Here is an 18,708-nt window from a genome sequence, read left to right as displayed (position 1 = left end):
ATGACCGAGATCAACCTGCTCCAGCCGATGCACGCGTCGACCAAGCGGAACTACGTCCAGCGCGTGGTGGAGCACGACAAGGCGGAATCCGCTGCCGTCGCGCGGCAATGGGGGCGCGACTACTGGGATGGTGACCGGCGCTACGGCTACGGCGGCTATCGCTATGACGGCCGATGGCGCCCGCTGGCCCAGACCCTGATCGATCGCTACGGCATCAAGCCGGGCATGAGCGTGCTCGACGTCGGTTGCGGCAAGGGCTACCTGCTCTACGAGTTCACCCAGCTCGTCCCCGGCCTCAGGATCGCCGGCATCGACATCTCCGAATACGGCATCACCAACGCCAAGGAGGAGATGCAGCCGCATTTGAAGATCGGCAGCGCCGTCGAGCTCCCCTACCCCGACCACAGCTTCGACCTCGTCGTCTCGCTCGGCGTGCTGCACAACCTTCCGCTCGAGGACGTGTTCCGCGCGGTGCCCGAGATCGAACGCGTCGGACGCGGCACCTCGAAATATCTGATGGTCGAATCCTTCCGCAACGAGCGCGAGAAGGCGAATCTGCTTTACTGGCAGCTCACCTGCCTGAGCTTCCACGGTCCGCAAACATGGGCATGGATCTATGACAAATGCGGGTATCGGGGCGACCATGGGTTCATCTTCTTCGAATGAAGCAGGCCAGCGCCGGCCGACCTCGTTGCGCACGCAAAATCCGGAAGTGTACTATTCGGACGACGCGATCGTCACGGCAGACGACGCCACGATCGCGGAGCTGAAGCGCATCGCCGCCGGCAACCCGCGCCTGCGCAGCCGACTGTGTACGCATCCCGATCCCTCGTCCGGCCTGCACGAGATGCTGATCGTGCATCATCGCGAGGCCTATGTCCGGCCGCACAAGCACCTCGGCAAGCCTGAATCGTTCCACGTGATCGAGGGCACCGCGCAGGTGGTGATCTTCGAGGACGACGGCCGCATTCGCGAGGTGCTCGAGATGGCGCCCTACGGTCATGGCGCCGCCTGCTATTACCGGATGCCCGAGAAGGTCTACCACTCGATCCTGATCACTTCGGAGTGGCTGGTGTTTCACGAAACCACCGCCGGCCCGTTCGATCCCGCCCGCACCGCATTCCCCGACTGGGCCCCCGATGGCAGCGACGCCGCCGAGGTTCAAGCCTACGTGACGAGAACTGGTACGCTCGCTGCGGAGCATTTGGACAGACGAGGCAAAGCTTAGGACCATGGCCATCCCTGTCGGGCTCGACGATGCTCGCATGAATGTAGATCCAAGAGCTGCCGCTCTCCGACAAGCAGAGCGGGCGGGCATTGGATACGTCTACGTCGCTCTGGTTCTCGCCTTTATTACGGCCGTGCCCGCGCTGTTCGCGCGTGAGATCTTCGGCGACGATTGGACTGTGTACTACATCTACTGGACTCAAGGTGCCGCCGGCGTCGCTCGCGTGCTGTGGGAGTCGGCACACGCCGGCTTCGCAATCCCGATGACGCTGTTTGTGACGCTTTTGAACGATACTCCCGATGTCTCTGCGCGGCTCGCGGGACTAGCCTGCCATCTGGTCAACGGCGTGTTGCTTCACTCCGTCTTGTCGCGATCATCGTATACCAGAAAGATCGCCGGTCTTGTCACGGCTCTATTCCTGCTCAGCCCGTTCTATGCAATTCGCCTGACACTCAACGCGGTCTACGACTTCTTCCTGCTCTTCTATCTACCGTCCTACGAGCTGTCCTATTCGAAGGTGCGCGCGCTTCGATGGAGCGCACCTTTCTGTCTGTTATTCGCGTTGTCGCTCGAGACTCTGATCGCTCTCGAACCGCTTCGCGTCGTGCTCGCCTGGTCTGGTCCCGAGCGCTGGAGGCAGAAACTCGCGCGTCTTGTACCGTTCTGGCTGGCCGTTGCAGCCATGATCGTTCTGCGACTGACAATTCTGGGGAAGAGCGGTCACTACGCCGGACAATACAGTTTCGCGAACGATTTCTCGATCATGGCCAATGCGCTCTATGCGCACCTCATGGCCTTCCCGAGCGGCCTGAGCTACGCATATGCTCACGGGGTCGCGCTGCTGGGGCTTCCTGTTTCCGCGGCAGTGACATTGGCCGCGGTCGCCGTCTTTGCCCGGTTCTCATCGACAGCATTGTGGACGCCCTGGCTGCTGAACGGCCGCTCGACCACGAATGCGATGCTTCTGCTGCTGGTGCTGGGAGCCGCGATTGCCCTCATCGGCGCGCTGCCCTACGCTGTTACCGGAGTTTATGGCGACGTGACGCGGGGCGAGTCCAGGCTACTCTTTCCCTCGCAGTTCGGCGTCTTGATCCTGATGGCGACCGTTGTACAGGCGATACCGGGATCGCGCATCCGCGCAGCAGTCGCGGGGGGGCTGGTCACGATCTTCGCCTTGTCGTCGGCTCACGATTCCAAATGGCTGCTTTACGACGGGTTGCTCAGCAGCGACATGCTGCGGCAGGTCCGAGCAGCCTTGCTCGCGGACCCCGAGCCAAAGGTCGTTAAGCTCCAGTTCGAGAACTCGCACGTCTTCTCGTTCCGCTCACGATGCCTCGGCGGCAATGACATGAACGTGGCACAGACGATTCTACGGGATGAAAATCGCGAGCGGTCGTTTATCTACACGGACTACTGCGGGGATTTTACTGATCCTCATTTCGTTGTGAACGGCAACTGCCCGGTTTCGTACCTTGAGACCTTTCCTTGCCCACCCCGTCGCGAGACCTGGCGCTATCGCGCCGCCCCGGGAATTCCACGACCCGACGACATTGGATTCATCGAGCTTCTGACGGCGATCCTCGGAAATAACTCCTCGGCCACGGAGGGCCGCGGTGAACTGATGCAGTTGAAGGATGGAGAGCCGGCCCCTGTGGCGAGAGCCGAGTATCGGCCGCCTTGCAGTCGGCCTGGCGTCCGAGGCGCAGCCTGGTTGCTGGCGCTGCCGGCCCCCGCATGTGAAGGTGCTGCCTCTGGAGTTCGCTAGAGCATGCGTCAGCCATGGAGGGTTCCAGCGCCCGTCATCCAGACACGAACATTGCCATGCCGGAGGCAACCACGGGCTTCGCGGGATTGTTCAGGGAACGCTGTGGTGATAGAAGGAACGCTGTGGTGATAGAAGCGCCTCGCAACGGGAAGTTCAGGCAATTGGGGACTGGACGTGATTTCAGAGAAAGTTAGATTTTGTGTTCGACGCAGCCTCCTCCCCGACTTCGATCGTAGCTAGCCTCGAGACCTCCTAGTGGAGTACACAAGGGAATTCTCGATCGCCGCCAGAGCTGTTGTGGCCGCCTTGCTGGGATGCGCCGTCGCCTACGTGCTGCTGCTGCTGGTGAAAAATCACCTTCCGTCATTTCAATCAAATTTCGTCGAAGGCTTCGACATGGCCTTGGCAGACAGGAATTGCGATTTCTGCAAGAAGGCGTTCTACGGCTCGTTCTTCCTATCTGGGCCGATTGCGGCAGCAGCGGCATTGTACGCGACGTATCGATCATCGGGCTCGCTCGCACTGAGCGCCATCACGGCGAGCTTCGTCTACGTTGCACTCGACGCCGCCAACGATGCGGGCAGCCCCGGGATCGCGATCGCCCTGCTAACGGCCGCGGCCATCACCGTCGCCCTCAATCGAGGCGGCAACAATTACTTTCCTGCTGCAAAACCCTCGACCGACACCCGGTTCAGCGTGGGGGCGGCCGATCTGCTAGCGATCATATTCCTTGCCCTGCTGCTGATCCCCTCCGATCTCGAAGGCCTGACAGCGGCCGTGAGGGACGAAGCGCACAAGGTAAGCTACTTCATCGGTCCGGCGCTTTATGGCTATGCCCCCGGTCTCGTTCCGGGATTGGACTTCCATTCACATTACGGCCCCGCGCTCGGCTGGTTCTTCCATCTCATCATGGGAGATGGCTGGAAATCGGCGGCGATGCGAGCGGTCGGATTGAACATCGCGATCACGCTCGCGACCTACGTTCAGGCCTACTTTCTTCTGAACTACTTGATCCGATCGAGGCTTGCCGCGATCGCCATCATCACGGCTCTCGCCGTGCTGGCTTTCTCTACAACCGGCCAGTTCTACTCGCCGTCTGCCTACCCGACGCGATTTCCTCTCTTGATCGTCTTTGCGCTCGCCATCAGCCTGCACTGCACCGCTCCCGGGCGCCTCACATGGCTGATCATGTCGGCCATCATGTGCGCCATCTCGCTGCTCTGGCAGACCGAGATCGGACTGTTCTTCCTTGTGACAGGCACCTTCGTCGCCGCGATCGCCGGAGGTTTTCCGAGCTATCGCAATGCCCTCGTGTTCGCAGTCACGTCGATCGTCACCGCAACCTTGATGTGCCTGGTGCTGTTCGGCGCGAGAGCCTTCTCCCTGGACTTTTTGATCGAGTGCTTCCGCCCACTCGTACTCTACGGAACGGGATGGGGAAGCACGCCCATCAAATGGGACTTGGGCTGGGGCATCATTTACAATCTGCCGCTCCAGATCGTCGGATGCATCACCGTCGGCTGGGCCGCGATCCGGCTGTCACGACCCTCTGATTCCTGGCATGACCGGTTCGTGACCGGGCTTCTACTGACGCTGTCGATGATTGGCATGGCGCTGATGATCAAATGGGTCAACCGGACGCTGGACGCTGTCTGGCACCAGAACGCGTTGCCGCTGGTGATCGTCTCGGCTTGGTGGATCCGCCAGTTTTCAACCGGGTGGCAACCGTCGTTCCGAAGAGCCGCCGGCGCCATAGCGGCCGTTGCGACCGTTCTTGCGCTGCTGTTCGTGCAAGACAAGAACAATCCCCACCTCTACGGCCTGAGATCCTATGCAACTTATCCCAGCCTTCTGAGATGGCCGTTCGTCTCGAACCCGCCAGTCACGTGGCAGGAGGACCTTGACCAGATCACCGAGGCTGATGCGAAGTTCATCCAGGACAAAACCAGGCCAGACGAGAGGGTCCTGGTCATCGCCCTCAGGGATTGGGCCTATCTGGCGCAGGCTCATCGGGCGCCAATGGCCTATTTCATGCCGTTCCTGGTGTCCTTTGACGCGCGGTTCCTGGATCGCTCGATGAACCCGGCGGACCGGCTGTTTTATGATAGCACGGTGGAGCGCAGGCCGGAGTATCCCTATGTCCAAGAGGTCATGAAGCGGATCAAGCGAGATTTCGTGGCAGTGGAGACCAGGGGTAATTTGACACTCTATGAGCGGCGGCATTGACCTCGGCCGTGCTCGCGGCTCTTGAGAGCGCACATAGCTGGCCGTATCCACCTCCGATTGATGGGTGGCGGCACGTCTTGCAAGACCCATCGACGGCTGCTACCTGCTTTGGCCGAGGACGCATAGGCCGGAGGAATGCTCCGCGTAAGCCGGATATGATGTGTCCGGGATCGTCTCGTTGCCGGCCGCGCCGGTTTTCATTGAAGGTCGCCTCGTCGGACCTGCCCAAATGCGAGAATAATCAGTGACCGATCATTGCCGCCTCTGCCATTCGACCAACCTGCGACCGGTCATCGACCTCGGGCAAATGCCGATCGCGCATCGGCTTCGGCACAGCCGGAACGAGCAGGAGGAGCGATATCCGTTCGAGGTGCTCGCCTGCGGCGAATGTGGCCTGCCGCAGATCGTCAAGCCGATTGATCCCGAAATTCTGTATCGCCAATTCAATTACAATTTCAGCAGTTGGAAGCCGGAGCCGCACCAGGCGGACGAGCTCGCAACGATCGCGAAGTTCTCGAAGCATCAGTCCGTGTTCGAGATCGGATGCAACGACGGCCTGTTCATGGACAAGCTGCGCGAGCGCGGCGCGAAGGTCCTCGTGGGCGTGGAGCCCAACCCCGTGTCGGGCAAGATTGCCCGCGAACGCGGCATCAAGGTCTATTCCGACATGATCAGCCCGGCCCTGTGTCACGACGCAGTCGCTCAGGCCGGCAAGTTCGATCTCGTGGTCTCGCGTCAGGTGCTGGAGCACATCGTCGACTTCGAGAACTTCTTCGACTGCGTAAAGATCGCACTGCGCGACGATGGGCTGCTGTTCATCGACGTGCCTGATTTCGCCCCCGGGTCGACGGCAGGCGATCTTTCCGTCCTCTGGGAGGAGCACGTCAGCTATTTCACCGAACCGACCCTGCTCGCTCTGCTGGCGCGCCACGGCTTCGAGGCGGTTTCCGTGAAGAAGTACAATTTCAGCGGCGGCAGCCTCGCGATCGCAGCCCGCCGTGCCGGAGGCAGCGTGACGCCCCCGCCCGCACCGTCGGGCGTCGGCGAGGCATTCGGTCAACGCGCAAGGGAATATGGCGCGCGCCTTCGTCCGATCCTCGCGAAGGCCCGCGACAATGGTGCCGAGATCGCCATCTATGGCGCCGGCTGCCGCGCCTGCACCTTCACCAATGCCCACGAGCTGGCCGATCTCGTCGACCTCTCGGTCGACGACCAGAAGGAGCGCCAGGGCCTGTTCCTGCCCGGCACCGGGATTCCGATCCGCTCGCCGGAGGATCTCGCCGGCAAGTCGGATCCGCTCGTCTGTCTTCTCGCCGTGAACCAGGAGAACGAAGCCAAGGTCAGTAGCCGGCTGCGCGAGAACGTGAAGCGGCCGCTGCACATCGTTTCGATCTTTGCGCCCTCCGACATCTGGAGCGAGCTCGATCGTCTCGAGGAGGCCGCAGGGTCGCGGCATGGCTGAGGACAAGCTCTTCAACTACTACGAACGTCAGGACGTTCTGCCGACGTTCGGAAATTTCAAGTCGTCCGCCGAGCTCGAAGCCTACGCCAGCCAGCGGCGCGAACTGTTCTCGGACAAGCTGGTGCTGCCGCCGCGGCTGTTCCGCAATGCCGAGGTGCTCGAATTCGGTCCTGATTCCGGCGAGAACGCTCTGGTGTTTGCGAGCTGGGGCGCGAACATGACGCTCGCCGAGCCGAACCGGCATGCACACCCGAAGATCCAGGCCTATTTCGATCATTTCGGCCTGACCGAACATCTCCGCGAGCTCGCACTGGCCGATGTCGAGGGATTCCGCAGCGACCGCGGGTTCGACATCATCGATGCCGAAGGATTCATCTACACGGTGCAGCCGACCGAAAATTGGCTCGGCGTTTTCCACCGGCTGCTCAACCCCGACGGTTACGCCGTCGTGTCCTATTACGAGCGCCATGGCGGATTCTTCGAGCTCGCGCTCAAGGCGATCCATGCAGCCGGCAAGGCATTGACCGGCCGTCCTGCGCTCGATACGGCGAGGATGCTGTTCGATGCGAAATGGAGCAGCATTCCGCACACCCGCAGCTTCGAATCCTGGCTGATGGACGTTCTCGAGAATCCCTTCGTCCGGTACCGGTATTTTCTCGATGCAGCAGCCCTCTGCACGGCCGCGCATGAGCAAGGCTTCGACATCCATTCGGCATGGCCAGCCTATCGCGACAGCTTGGACGTCTACTGGCACAAGAAGGTTCTGCCCGACGACGAGAAGCTGCGGCGCGCGACGCGCCATCTCGACCGCAGCCGCCTGAGCTTCCTTGGCGGACGAAAGCTCTATCTGGTCGGCAACGCCGCTACAGTGGAGGCGATCTCGGCATCGATCGAGGCGCTGGTTCTCGACGTCGATGCGATGATCGACGATCCCTTCGCCGACAGCCTGCCGCGCGTGGTCGCGAGCCTCGCGTCCCTGCGCGAGACGATCCGGACGACGGACATTCTCGCCGACGATGCTGCCGACATCGAAGCCATCACGGCAACGCTCGGCAGTTTCCATCGCATCTTTGGCGCGATCTTGCGACGGGAGGCGTCCGCGGTCACTGCCCTCACCCAGACGGATCCGGCGTTCATCAACACCTGGGGACAGCCGGCGCACTTCCTCGTCATCCGAAAGCGCTCCAAGGAATCATAGCCAGTGAAGCCAGGCATTGGCATCATCGGGACGGGCATGGTCGGCCAGATGTGCCACCTCGCCAATTTCGCTGCCAATCCCGCCTGCCGCGTCGTCGCGATCGCCGATCTCCGGCCGGATCTTGCTGCCGCCGCGGCGCAGAAGTTCGGCATCTCGCGGGTCTACGGCACGCACCGGGAGTTGCTTGCGGACAGCGAGGTGTCCGCCGTGGTCGTGGTGACGAAGCGGCGCGCGACCGGACCGATCGTCCTGGACGCGTTGAACAGCGGCCGCCACGTGCTGTCGGAAAAGCCGATGGCCTACACGACGGTTCAGGCCGAGACACTGGTCGAAGCCGCGCGGCGACAGGACCTCATCTACAGCATCGGTTATATGAAACGACACGACGCCGGCGTGGCACGCGCGCTGGCCGAGCTGGCGCGCATCCGCGCAGACCAGTCGCTGGGACGCATCGTCGCCGCGCGAGGCTGGTGCTTCGGCGGCGACACGGGCCGGGCGCAGGACAATTTCGTGATGACCGGCGAAGCGCGTCCCGACGGGCTCGAACTCTGGGAGGATGGTCCCGACTGGATGCCGCGCGCGACGCGCCCCGGCTACGACAATTTTCTGAATGTCTTCAGCCATATCATCAATCTGGCGCGCTACCTGCTCGGACCATCGCCGACGCTCGCCGAAGGCTCGATCGAGACCTCCGGAGCCGCGTGCATGACCCTCGACTTCGACGGCATCGCTTGCACGCTGGATCTCGTGAACGGAGCCGAAGGTGCCTGGCGCGAGGGGCTAACGATCGATTTTGAGCGCGGTGCGGTGACCATCGAGTTGCCCGCCCCCTTCGCCAAACAGGAGGCCCAGGTCATCGTCGATCATGACGGCGAGTCAACTCGGCTGGTGCGCGCGGCAAGCTGGGCATTTCGGCGCCAAGCCGATGCCTTCGTCACCGATATCGTCGAGCGGAGAATACCCTTGGCCTCCGGCGCGGATTCAGTGACCGACATCTCGCTTGCAGAGACGGTCTGGAAGCGGCGGGCTAGCGGCAAAGCATGATCGCGCTTTAGCTGCGGCACCCTTCGCTGTCGAGCGGATGGCCAGCGTCATTCAAATCGAGCTTAAGACTCTCGGACGGAGGAATGGCATCGCAATACACGATTCGCACGCCCGTGTGGCGACCGCAAGTCCGGGCCGCCGGGCTCTCTTGACCGGAAAAATGCGACCTCCTATAGACTTTCGCTCTGGCTGGGCCTGAGAGGCGTCCGGGGCGATTTACGCAATGAACATGCTACCGGGCCCGGCGCAGGCCGCTGCGATAGGTCTCAGCATCGCCTTTCCACTGCTGTTGCTGTTTTACGCGCGCATCGCCGCCACCGGCGGATCCGGCCGCCGCTTCCGGCTGGCCTGCGTCAGCGTCGTCGTGTTTTTCGTGATCGCCTGTATCGCGCTTCCAGGTCAACGCCGCGTCGACGACGTGCTTGGTGGTCTGCTCCTGTTGGCGACGGCGATGATGTTTTGCTACATCCTGTTCAGCCTGCTGGCCTGGGGCTTTACGGTCACGCTGCTCACGGCGCTGGTGAAGTCCGGACGTCCCCTCACTTTGGACCAATGGGCTGCGGCCTACATGCAGGGCGGCGACCTCGGCACCTTCGCGCACAACCGTCTGAAACTCCTGATCAGCTCGGGGCTGGTGGTGACGGCGGACGGCCGGCTGGCCCCGACGGCCAAGGGGGTCGCGGTCGCACATCTGGTCAAACTCGTTCGCCTGTCGACGGGTCTTCGGTGAGCGGCACAATGTCCTTCGCTGTCGGACTTGTCGCCGTCGTCGTCTTCGCCCTGCTGGCGCCCGCCTTGCAGCTCATGGCCCGCGCTCGCGCATGGGCGCTCGGACCCGTGATCCTGCTCGCGATCGCCGCGGTCGTCTCGCATGGTCTCGGCGTGATGCTCGGAATTTCAGCCGTCCCGCAATTTCAGTATTGGGACGCCGCGTCGATATTCGGATTTTGCGTCATAGCTTACGTTTTCGCCTTTGGCGCAGTGTATAAATCGGTTTCCCTGGACATCCTGCGCGGCCTCGTCGACCGGCCCGACCGGAGGCTCCCGGTTTTGGAGATCGCTGAAAGGCAGGTTCCAGATCTGTTCCGGGGACGAATTGGGAACCTGGTCGATGGCGGCTTGGTCGAACCGGTCGATTCGCACTTCAGGGCGACCGGCGAGGGCCGGAACATGGCAGGCCGCATCGGACGGCTGCGCCGCGCCTTCGGCATTGGCGATACCGGGCTCTACGATTTTTCCGACTAGTTGCATGAAACACACAGATCCCGGGTTTCGTGTCCGGTTGTGTGGACGATGTCCGGTAGCCACATTGTTCGCCCGGTTCAGATGACCTAGACTTGCGTGGGGGCCATCGGGACAGTCTGGCCCCGCCAACGGGCGGCATATGATGACACCTTCCAGAGCGGCGAAAAGGCTTACGATCGTCATCCCTGCACTGAACGAGCAGGACAAGATCGCCGACACCATCGGCGGTGTGCTGCCGCTCGCACGCGAGCTGCTCGACGATTTCGAGATCTTCCTGATCGACGACGGCAGCACCGATGCCACCGGCACGATCATGGACGAGTTCGCCGCCGGCGAGCCGCGCATCATCGTGCAGCATAACCCCGAACGGCGGGGTGTCGGCGCCGGCTTCGAATTCGCCCTGTCGCGCGCGAAGTTCGATGCCATCACGCTCATTCCCGGCGATCACGCCTTTCAAAACGAAGGGATCGCCCGGATGTTCAAGGCGGCGGGCGCCGCCGACATCGTCATCACCTATCGCGACAACCAGTCGGACCGCTCGATCAACCGCTCGATCCAGTCGCATTCCCTGCGGTTCATCCTGAACTGCCTGTTCCGCTTCTGGCTGTCCGACTACCACAGCATGATCGTCTACCCCGTGAAATGGCTGCGCCAGATCGCGGTCAAGGCCGACGGCTACGGCTATCAGATCTGCGCATTGATCTCGCTGCTCCAGCTCGGGCTCACCCACGTCCAGGTCCCCGTGAGCCTGAATGCGGAGCTGAAGGGATCATCCCGCGCGCTGCGGCTGCGCACCTATTTCGAGCTCGTCGGGACCATCGTCTCGCTGCTGCGTCGCGTTCCTATCCGGAATGTCGATCTCAGTCAGATTCCCCTCGACGCGGAACGCGCCCCCGCACGTTAAGCGACGCCTCGCAGGCCTCGGCGCCGGACTGCGGACATTTGGGCCGGCTTTTAGCTGTTCGTACGTGGGACGCCGTATCCCTATCCCGCCAGCATCTAATCTAAGTGACTGATTTTACTGGCAGGAGTGGCAGGGCTCGAACCTGCGACCCCCGGTTTTGGAGACCGGTGCTCTACCAATTGAGCTACACTCCTACGAACCCGCGTCACCGCGGATCAGGGGCGCTTTCAAGCACAAGGGACGGCCGGTTTGCAAGGGTGAACCGCGCCGGCTTCGCTTGTTTGTGCCGGGGTTTCCGGGCCACAGTCCGTTGGCGACAACAAAAACAACCGGGAGTGCCCATGACCGCGACAGCGACCGCCACAACCGCCCCACAGGCCACGACCGCGCTCCAGACCCCGCCTGTGCCGGACGCACGTCCCGAGACGCTCGGGCTGTCGCGTCCCCGTCTCCAGGCCATGTCGGACGCCTTCAAGCGCGAGATCGACAAGGGAACCGTTCCCGGCGTCACCGTGCTGGTGGCCCGGCGCGGCCAGATCGGCTGGTTCGAGGCACTCGGCAAGCAGAGCCCGGCGGGCGCCGCACCGATGGCGCGCGATTCGATCTTCCGTATCTTCTCGATGACCAAGCCGATCGTCTCGGTCGCCATCATGGCGCTGGTCGAGGACGGCCATCTCCTGCTCAGCGACCCCGTCGCAAAATTCATCCCGGAATTTGCGAGCCAGCAGGTCGGCGTCGTCAAGGACGGCAAGTTGGAGCTGGTGCCCCCGACGCGGCCCATGACCGTGCAGGACCTGCTCCGCCACACCTCCGGGCTCACCTACGAGCACCAGGGCGACGGCCCCGTGCACAAGCTCTACCAGGAGTCCCGCGTCCGCAGCCGCAAGATCAGCAACGCCGAACACGCCGCTCTGGTGGCGAGCTTCCCGCTGGTCTGCCAGCCCGGAGCGGAGTTCAACTACAGCCGCTCCACGGACATTTTGGGCCGCATCATCGAGGTGATCAGCGGTAAATCGCTCGGCGCGTTCCTCACCGAGCGCGTGCTTGCGCCGCTCCAGATGGCCGAGACCGGCTTCTCGACCAGCGAGGCCAATGCCGGCCGCCTGGCCGAGCCGTTCGCGGCCGATCCCTGGACCGGCGACAAGGTCGCGCTGTTCAACATGCTCGAGCAGCCGGTGATGGAATCCGGCGGCGGCGGCCTGGTCTCGACCACGATGGACTATGCCCGCTTCTGCCTGATGCTGCGCAATGGCGGCACGCTCGACGGCAACAGGATCATCGGCCGCAAGACGCTGGAGCTGATGGCGTCAGATCACCTCGGGCCAGGCGTTGCGATCAACGGCACCCTGCTCTCGCCCGGCCACGGCTTCGGCCTCGGCTTCGCCGTGCGCAAGGAGGCGGGCATCGCGCCCTTCCCCGGCAGCGTCGGCCAGTATTTCTGGAGCGGCATTGCCGGCACGTTCTTCTGGATCGATCCGACGGAGGATCTGTTCGCGGTGTTCATGAGCCAGGGCCCCGGACAGCGCGACTACACACGGACCTTGGTACGGGATCTGGTTTACGCGGCGGTGGAGTGAGGGCGGTCGCTCGCGCGTGGCGCTGCCGCACCACTCACTGTCATGCCTCGCGAAGGCGGGGCATCCAGCACGCCGCGGCAGATCTGGTGAGAGCGATCTCCCGAACGCCGGCCTCTGGGATACTGGATCGCCCGCCTTCGCGGGCGATGACACCGATGTTGCGCCGACGCGATCGCGCCTCGCCGTGCCTCAACTGATCGTCGCGCCGCCGTCGATCACCATGGTCTGGCCGGTCATGAAGTCGCCGGCCTTCGAGCCCAGGAACACCGCCGCGCCGGCGATCTCGTCGGGGATGCCGATGCGCAGCAGCGGCGAGCGCGAGGTCGAGGCTTTCAAATTCTCGGGATTGTCCCACAGCGCCTTGGCAAAATCGGTCTTGATCAGGCCCGGCGCGATGCAATTCACGCGGATGTTGTGCGGGCCGTATTCGCAGGCGAGGTTGCGCGCGAGCTGCATGTCGGCGGCTTTCGAGATCGCGTAGGCGCCGAGGATGGTCGAGCCCTTGAGGCCACCGATCGAGGAGACGATGATGATGGAGCCGTCTTTGCGCTCGATCATCTGCGGCACCACCATCGAGATCAGCCAGTTGTTGGCGACGATGTTGTTGTCGAGGATCTTCCTGAACTGATCGTCGGAGATGCCGGCGAGCGGACCGTAATACGGGTTCGAAGCGGCGTTGCAGACCAGCACGTCGATCTTGCCGAAGGCGCGGTTGCTCTCGTCGACGAGGTTTTGCAGATTCTCCTTCGACGAGATGTTGGCGGCGACCGCGACCGCGGTGCCCTTGCCGAACTTGTCGTTGATCCCCTTGGCGACCTGTTCGCAGACGTCGGCCTTGCGCGAGGAGATCACCACCTTGGCGCCGTGCTCGGCCATGCGCTCGGCGATCGCAAGCCCAATGCCGCGCGTCGATCCCGTGATGACGGCGACTTTTCCCTTCATGTCGAACAAGGTCATGGTTCTCTCCCAGATTTTGATCTTGGCATTCACATCGAGACTCCGGGTCTGGTCCTTCGGACCATCCCGGAATGACGGCCTACTCAGGCCAGCTTCTTGACTTCCGGCCCCGCCGGCTGGTGCATCGCTGCGTGCGCAGCATCCGCAATCCACGGCTGCTGGTTCACCATCGGCAGCCGCCAGACGGTGCGCTCGGGACTCGCAAAATAGTCCAGCCGCGTCACCGAGCAATTGTCGATGTCGAACGATAGCCCGCGCTCCGGCTGGCCGTCGAGCGCGAGACCCAGCGCCGCCTTGATGGTGCCGCCATGCGCGACCGCGATGATGTCCTGCCCTGCCGCCTCAGCGTTGATCCGCTCGATGGTGCGGCGTGTGCGGTTGTAGAGGTCCATGAAGCTCTCGCCGCCGGGCGCGGGCTCGTTGATGTCGGCGAACCAGCTGGCGCCGACGGGGCGGCTCGCGATGAATTGGGCGCGGTTCATGCCCTGCCAGCGGCCGAGGTTCTGTTCGGCGAGGTCCACCTCCCGCTTCATCGACGCGGGCCTTGGGAAGCCGGCCGCCCAGATCGCCTCGGCGGTCTGGTGGGTGCGCATCAGATTGCTCGAATACCAGAGCGCCTTGCGTGGCAGCACCTTGGCGACGGCATTGAACACGTAGGTGTCGCTGGTGTCGCAGGCGATATCGCTCTGCCCATAGATGTTGCCGCCGTCGTTGCGCACCGGCGCGTGCCGGACCCACCACCATCGCGTGACGACCACATTCGGCTTGTCTGCACCCGCCATCGAAACCCTTCCATCCCGTCTGATGTCGCTGTACGTCAGTAGCGAACGTGTCTCAAGACACTTTACCGTTTGAAATCTTGTTTGAAATTCCGTCGCGCGGCAAGCGTCGCGAGCGAGCAAAAGGGAGAATCGCATGGGCCGCCTGCAAGGCAAATCCGTCATCATCACCGGCGCCGGCAGCGGCATCGGCCGCGCGGCTTCGCTGCTGTTCACCCGGGAAGGCGCCAAGCTGATCGCGGTCGATCGCACCGAGGCGGTGAGGGAGACCGTCGAGGAGGTGAAGAAGGCCGGCGGCATCGCGGAAGCCATGATCGCGGATGCCGGCTCCGAAAACGACGTCATCGCCGTGATCGACAAGGCGGTGAAGACGCATGGCCGGCTCGACGTGATCTGGGCCAATGCCGGCATCTCCGGCGGACTCGTTCCGATTCCCGAGCAGACCGTCGAGCACTGGCAGGAGATCCTGCGCATCAATCTGATCGGGCCGTTCCTCGCGGTGAAGTATGCGATGCCGCACATGATCAAGCAGCAGTCGGGAGCGATCGTGCTGACGGCGTCCGTCGCGGGCCTCAAGGCCGGCGCCAGCGGACATCCCTATGCCGCGAGCAAGGCCGGCGTGATCAGCCTGGTGCAGACCACGGCCTATTCGCTCACCGGCACCGGCGTGCGCATCAACGCGGTCTGCCCCGGCCTGATCGAAACAGGCATGACCAAGCCGATCTTCGACCGCGCCAAGGAGCGCGGTACCCAGGACAAGATCGGCCAGCTCAATCCGCTCAAGCGCCCCGGCCAGCCGCACGAGCTCGCGGCGATGGGACTGTTCCTGGCGAGCGACGAAGCCTCGTATGTCAACGGCCAGGCGTTCCCGGTGGACGGCGGCCTCACCGCGTCGATGCCGTATACGGGCAAGCCGGTTTAGTGCGCACTCCTGTCCCAGCTGTCATTCCCCGAGAAGGCGGGGAATCCAGTACGCCGCGGCCCATCGGGTAAACCACAACCGTCTCGGAGCACTGGATCGCCCGGTTAAACCGGGCGATGACAGCGAATGTATCGTTGCAGACGTGCATGTTCAGCCTCGCGGCGCATCTCGCCCGAGCTTTGCTTCTTCGTCTCGCCCTCTGAAATGGAAGAGGGCGCAGGGAAGACCGGGAGCCCGCAGGCACCCGAGGTCCACTGTGCGAATTCTGCGTAACAGGAAGCTGCACAGCGGCATACAGGTGTAGCCAGGACATCCCGGCCTTCCCTGCGCAGTGGTTTGACGGCTTATGTCGTGATCTCCCCGGGGAGCGATGCACTATTGCCCCCGTCGCCTTGCGGATGACTGACGCTGCGAGCCCGGTCGGACCGCAACGTCACCGCAACACTTGGCGCACAGACCCCGGGCGCCAGGACCACACGATTTTGCCGTACGCTGATGGCACCGGTCGTATGCGCGACGACCTTGCTCACGGTTGCCCGCCCTGCAAGCCCGTTCGCGCCAACGCCATCTGCGTCCACCGCCGCCCGGTCCGCGTTCGTGACGATCGCGATACGCCCCTCTTCCTTGGGCCGGGTTGCGCGACACATACGCCGTTTCCGAGCAGAATATTTTTGGCGAGGCGTCTTGACCGACGGTTTGGGTGTTTTGCCCGACAGGCAACGCAAGGTCTGGTAGCTCTTCCCTCGTCATTCCGGGGCGCGACGAAGGCGCTCCCCCGGAATCCATGTCACCGCGGGTGATGCGGCCCGATGGATCCTCAGGTGCGCAATTGCGCACCATAGCTCGATGCTGCGCATCGTCCCGGAATGACGGTTGCGATGTTGATTTGCCCGACCGCGCGCCACATTGGTATGGTTCCTGCAAGCGTTTCGGCCTCCATTCCCCGGACAGAACGAGACAATGCCAAGCTCAAGACCCGACCGGATCCGAAAACTCCTCGCCGACCTCGTCGGTTTCGACACCATCAGCGACCGCACCAACCTGCCCCTGATCGCCCATATCGAGAGCTACCTCGCCGCATTCGGCATCAAGGGCGAGCGCGTTACCGACGAGACCGGCGAGAAGGCCTCGCTGTGGGTCACGATCGGCCCCGAGGACCGGCCGGGCCTCGTGCTGTCGGGCCATACCGACGTGGTGCCTGTCGTGGGCCAGGACTGGAGCCATGATCCGTTCAAGCTGGTGGAGCGCGACGGCAAGCTCTACGGCCGCGGCACCACCGACATGAAGGGATTTGTGGCGGTCTGCCTCGCCATGGTGCCGGAGATGGTGGAGGCAAGGCTGAAGACGCCGATCCATCTGGCGATCTCCTATGACGAGGAGATCGGCTGCGTGGGCGTGCGGCCGATGCTGCACGAGGTCGCGAAGAAGAAAGTCAAGCCGCTCGGCGCCTTCATCGGCGAGCCGACGCAGATGCAGGTCATCATCGGCCACAAGGGCAAGCACGGCGTGCGCGCCACCTTTCGCGGCCTCGCTCGGCATTCCTCGATCGCGCCCGACGGCGTCAACGCGATCGAATATGCCGCCGAGTTAATTGTCGAGATCCGCCGCCGCGCCGAGAAGCTTGCGGCCGCGCGCTCGACGGACAGCCTCTACGACGTTCCGCACTCGACGCTGCTCACCAGCATCGTCCACGGCGGCGCGGCACTGAACATCGTCCCTGACACCTGCACGGTAGATTTCGAGTGCCGTGGCATCGGTATCACCGAATCCAGAGAGGTGACGGATGCGATCGTCGCTTGGGCCAAGGCCGAGATCGAGCCCGCGATGAAGGCGAGGCATCCTGAGTGCGGCATCGATTTCGAGGAGATCCTCGACTACCCCGCCCTCGACACCGCCGCCGACGCAGCCATCGTCACGCTGGCCAAGAGCCTTGCCGGGCGCAACGACCACGCCAAGGTCGCGTTCGGCACCGAGGCCAGCCTGTTCGCCGAAATCGCCGACATCCCCTCCGTCGTTATCGGCCCCGGCGCGATCGCACAGGCCCATACGCCGGACGAGTTCGTGGAGATGGCGGAGCTGGAGAAGTGTGCGGGATTTGTGGAGAGGCTGATCGCAAAATGCTCAGAGGGCCTCGTATGAGACTCCGATGAGTTGGAACCAACACGAAGTCATCTGCGCGCGCCTAGAAATCCTTGAAACGATAAACCGCATACTGTCCAAAGACTCCTCCACGATAGAGGGCGCGCGTATCATCTCGAGATGTCGCTTCAAAGCGAGACTTGAAGACGATGCCGACATTCTACCATTTGTAGGGATTGACTCTGAGACCGACGCGCTCCCCCTCGGCCATGATCAAGTCCACTGGCAGGCCAAGGCCCTGGCCGACTTGCAGCCCGAAATCGAAAGGGCTGAGACTTGGGCACGCACTATTGCAACAAGCTACTGTCAAAGCCTCCTAGCCCGCGAGGCAGCTCTTCTGCTTTGGCCAGATTAGGCCTCAAGCAAAACGGATCTTGTGTTCTGGCTCTGCGGAGCAGCGTTGCACACTGCAGCGAGACCGTTGCTTAGCGCTATGACTAAATGTAGACGCTGAGAGATCCGATCTGGTGTCCTGGACGCGGTGCGGCACGAAGTGACGCTCCGCAGTCGTAGGGTGGGCAAAGCGAAGCGTGCCCACCACTTCACCGCAAGCGCGGACAGATGAACTGCACACGATGGTGCGCCATGGTTACGGCCAAACTCAGATTCTTACACAGCCCCGACGCAGACCCGCTTGAAGCGTTTGCGCCAAATGGTCCATTCGGAGTCCTGGTAATGGCCATCGTCGGCCCCGCCGATGGGCCAGGACAAGAGTCTTTCGACTTCATGCTTTGCACGCCCGACTGGTTCAGTTCGAAGATACAGGACGACATCACGATTGGACGGCACCATGTCTTCGTGAAGCAATACGACTATCCTCGACTCCAAGCGTTTGTCGAAGCCTACTGCGCGGAATGCTCGGGAGCGTCCTGGAGGGAAGTGGCAGAAAAACTGGGCCGCCTCGGAAAATGGGAATTCGAAGACTTTAGTCCTTAGCCACGTAGGGTGGCAAAGCGGCTTGTCCGCCGTAGCTCGAAGAGCGAAGGGGGAAGCGTGCCCACCGTTTTCGCTGTGATCGCGGAGAGATGGTGGGCACAGCGCTACGCGCCTTTGCCCACCCTACGGGAGAGGACTCGTAGTCGCCTCATCGTCGGTGTCATGCCCCGGCTTGACCGGGGCATCCAGTACGCCGTGGCTTCTCGGTTCAAGCACTGACGTCTCTGGAATACTGGATTGCCCGCCTTCGCGAGCAATGACAGCGAATATGCGGGATCACGAACTCCTGAAAGCGAAAGGCGCGGCCCTCAGCCGCGCCTTCGTCA

General features: G+C 62.8%; 16 protein-coding genes and 1 tRNA gene. 14 read left to right on the top strand and 3 right to left on the bottom strand.

The features are described from left to right. The 10 genes from EDE08_RS04270 (at position 1) to EDE08_RS04225 (ending at position 11,072) form a co-directional block, all read left to right on the top strand. Entirely contained in the window at positions 1 to 666 is a 666-nt protein-coding gene (locus EDE08_RS04270; RefSeq protein WP_131867545.1) for a class I SAM-dependent methyltransferase, read from the top strand. Beyond that, entirely contained in the window at positions 644 to 1,228 is a 585-nt protein-coding gene (locus tag EDE08_RS04265; RefSeq protein ID WP_131867543.1) for a WbuC family cupin fold metalloprotein, read from the top strand. The genes EDE08_RS04270 and EDE08_RS04265 overlap by 23 nt, the downstream gene beginning before the upstream one ends. Positions 1,229 to 1,232: 4 nt before the next feature. Continuing rightward, positions 1,233 to 2,993 (top strand): hypothetical protein, encoded by a 1,761-nt coding sequence (locus tag EDE08_RS04260; RefSeq protein ID WP_131867541.1) that lies wholly within the window; start codon positions 1,233 to 1,235, stop codon positions 2,991 to 2,993. A 255-nt stretch (positions 2,994 to 3,248) separates the two neighbouring features. After that, on the top strand, positions 3,249 to 5,219 hold the full coding sequence (locus tag EDE08_RS04255; protein WP_131867539.1) for a hypothetical protein: 1,971 nt from the start codon (positions 3,249 to 3,251) through the stop codon (positions 5,217 to 5,219). Between the two features lie 244 nt (positions 5,220 to 5,463). After that, positions 5,464 to 6,681: a class I SAM-dependent methyltransferase gene (locus EDE08_RS04250; protein WP_131867537.1), complete on the top strand. Its 1,218-nt coding sequence runs from the start codon at positions 5,464 to 5,466 to the stop codon at positions 6,679 to 6,681. After that, positions 6,674 to 7,879 carry a class I SAM-dependent methyltransferase gene (locus EDE08_RS04245; protein WP_131867535.1) on the top strand — a complete coding sequence of 402 codons (1,206 nt, stop codon included), beginning with the start codon at positions 6,674 to 6,676 and terminating at the stop codon, positions 7,877 to 7,879. The genes EDE08_RS04250 and EDE08_RS04245 overlap by 8 nt, the downstream gene beginning before the upstream one ends. Before the next feature lie 3 nt (positions 7,880 to 7,882). Continuing rightward, positions 7,883 to 8,923 carry a Gfo/Idh/MocA family protein gene (locus EDE08_RS04240; RefSeq protein WP_131867533.1) on the top strand — a complete coding sequence of 347 codons (1,041 nt, stop codon included), beginning with the start codon at positions 7,883 to 7,885 and terminating at the stop codon, positions 8,921 to 8,923. A 223-nt stretch (positions 8,924 to 9,146) separates the two neighbouring features. Next, positions 9,147 to 9,653 (top strand): hypothetical protein, encoded by a 507-nt coding sequence (locus EDE08_RS04235; protein WP_131867531.1) that lies wholly within the window; start codon positions 9,147 to 9,149, stop codon positions 9,651 to 9,653. Between the two features lie 107 nt (positions 9,654 to 9,760). Then, positions 9,761 to 10,168: a hypothetical protein gene (locus EDE08_RS04230; RefSeq protein ID WP_245524697.1), complete on the top strand. Its 408-nt coding sequence runs from the start codon at positions 9,761 to 9,763 to the stop codon at positions 10,166 to 10,168. A gap of 142 nt (positions 10,169 to 10,310) precedes the next feature. Next, on the top strand, positions 10,311 to 11,072 hold the full coding sequence (locus tag EDE08_RS04225; protein ID WP_245524696.1) for a glycosyltransferase family 2 protein: 762 nt from the start codon (positions 10,311 to 10,313) through the stop codon (positions 11,070 to 11,072). A 118-nt stretch (positions 11,073 to 11,190) separates the two neighbouring features. Here the strand turns inward: EDE08_RS04225 and EDE08_RS04220 are convergent. Next, a tRNA-Trp gene (locus EDE08_RS04220) sits at positions 11,191 to 11,266 on the bottom strand. A 147-nt stretch (positions 11,267 to 11,413) separates the two neighbouring features. Here EDE08_RS04220 and EDE08_RS04215 point away from each other — a divergent pair. Further along, positions 11,414 to 12,649: a serine hydrolase domain-containing protein gene (locus tag EDE08_RS04215; RefSeq protein WP_131867526.1), complete on the top strand. Its 1,236-nt coding sequence runs from the start codon at positions 11,414 to 11,416 to the stop codon at positions 12,647 to 12,649. Positions 12,650 to 12,838: 189 nt separating this feature from the next. Here EDE08_RS04215 and EDE08_RS04210 read toward each other — a convergent pair whose 3' ends face one another. Together EDE08_RS04210 and EDE08_RS04205 are read right to left on the bottom strand one after the other, a co-directional pair. Further along, on the bottom strand, positions 12,839 to 13,606 hold the full coding sequence (locus tag EDE08_RS04210) for an SDR family NAD(P)-dependent oxidoreductase (protein ID WP_025037031.1): 768 nt from the start codon (positions 13,604 to 13,606) through the stop codon (positions 12,839 to 12,841). An 83-nt stretch (positions 13,607 to 13,689) separates the two neighbouring features. Next, positions 13,690 to 14,388 (bottom strand): histidine phosphatase family protein, encoded by a 699-nt coding sequence (locus EDE08_RS04205; RefSeq protein ID WP_165935775.1) that lies wholly within the window; start codon positions 14,386 to 14,388, stop codon positions 13,690 to 13,692. A gap of 133 nt (positions 14,389 to 14,521) precedes the next feature. On the opposite strand from EDE08_RS04205, the gene EDE08_RS04200 reads away from it, so the two are divergent. The 3 genes from EDE08_RS04200 to EDE08_RS04185 all read left to right on the top strand — a co-directional run bounded on the left by EDE08_RS04200 (position 14,522) and on the right by EDE08_RS04185 (position 18,382). Next, a complete protein-coding gene (locus EDE08_RS04200; RefSeq protein WP_131867522.1) occupies positions 14,522 to 15,307 on the top strand; it encodes an SDR family NAD(P)-dependent oxidoreductase in 786 nt (261 codons plus the stop codon). A 960-nt stretch (positions 15,308 to 16,267) separates the two neighbouring features. Then, positions 16,268 to 17,446: an acetylornithine deacetylase gene (gene argE / locus EDE08_RS04190; protein ID WP_131867518.1), complete on the top strand. Its 1,179-nt coding sequence runs from the start codon at positions 16,268 to 16,270 to the stop codon at positions 17,444 to 17,446. Between the two features lie 561 nt (positions 17,447 to 18,007). Next, on the top strand, positions 18,008 to 18,382 hold the full coding sequence (locus EDE08_RS04185; protein ID WP_349627615.1) for an immunity 8 family protein: 375 nt from the start codon (positions 18,008 to 18,010) through the stop codon (positions 18,380 to 18,382). Positions 18,383 to 18,708 lie beyond the last annotated feature (326 nt).

The organism is Bradyrhizobium sp. R2.2-H (assembly GCF_004346455.1).
Lineage (GTDB): Bacteria > Pseudomonadota > Alphaproteobacteria > Rhizobiales > Xanthobacteraceae > Bradyrhizobium > Bradyrhizobium diversitatis.
This window is presented reverse-complemented; position numbering and strand designations above follow the sequence as displayed.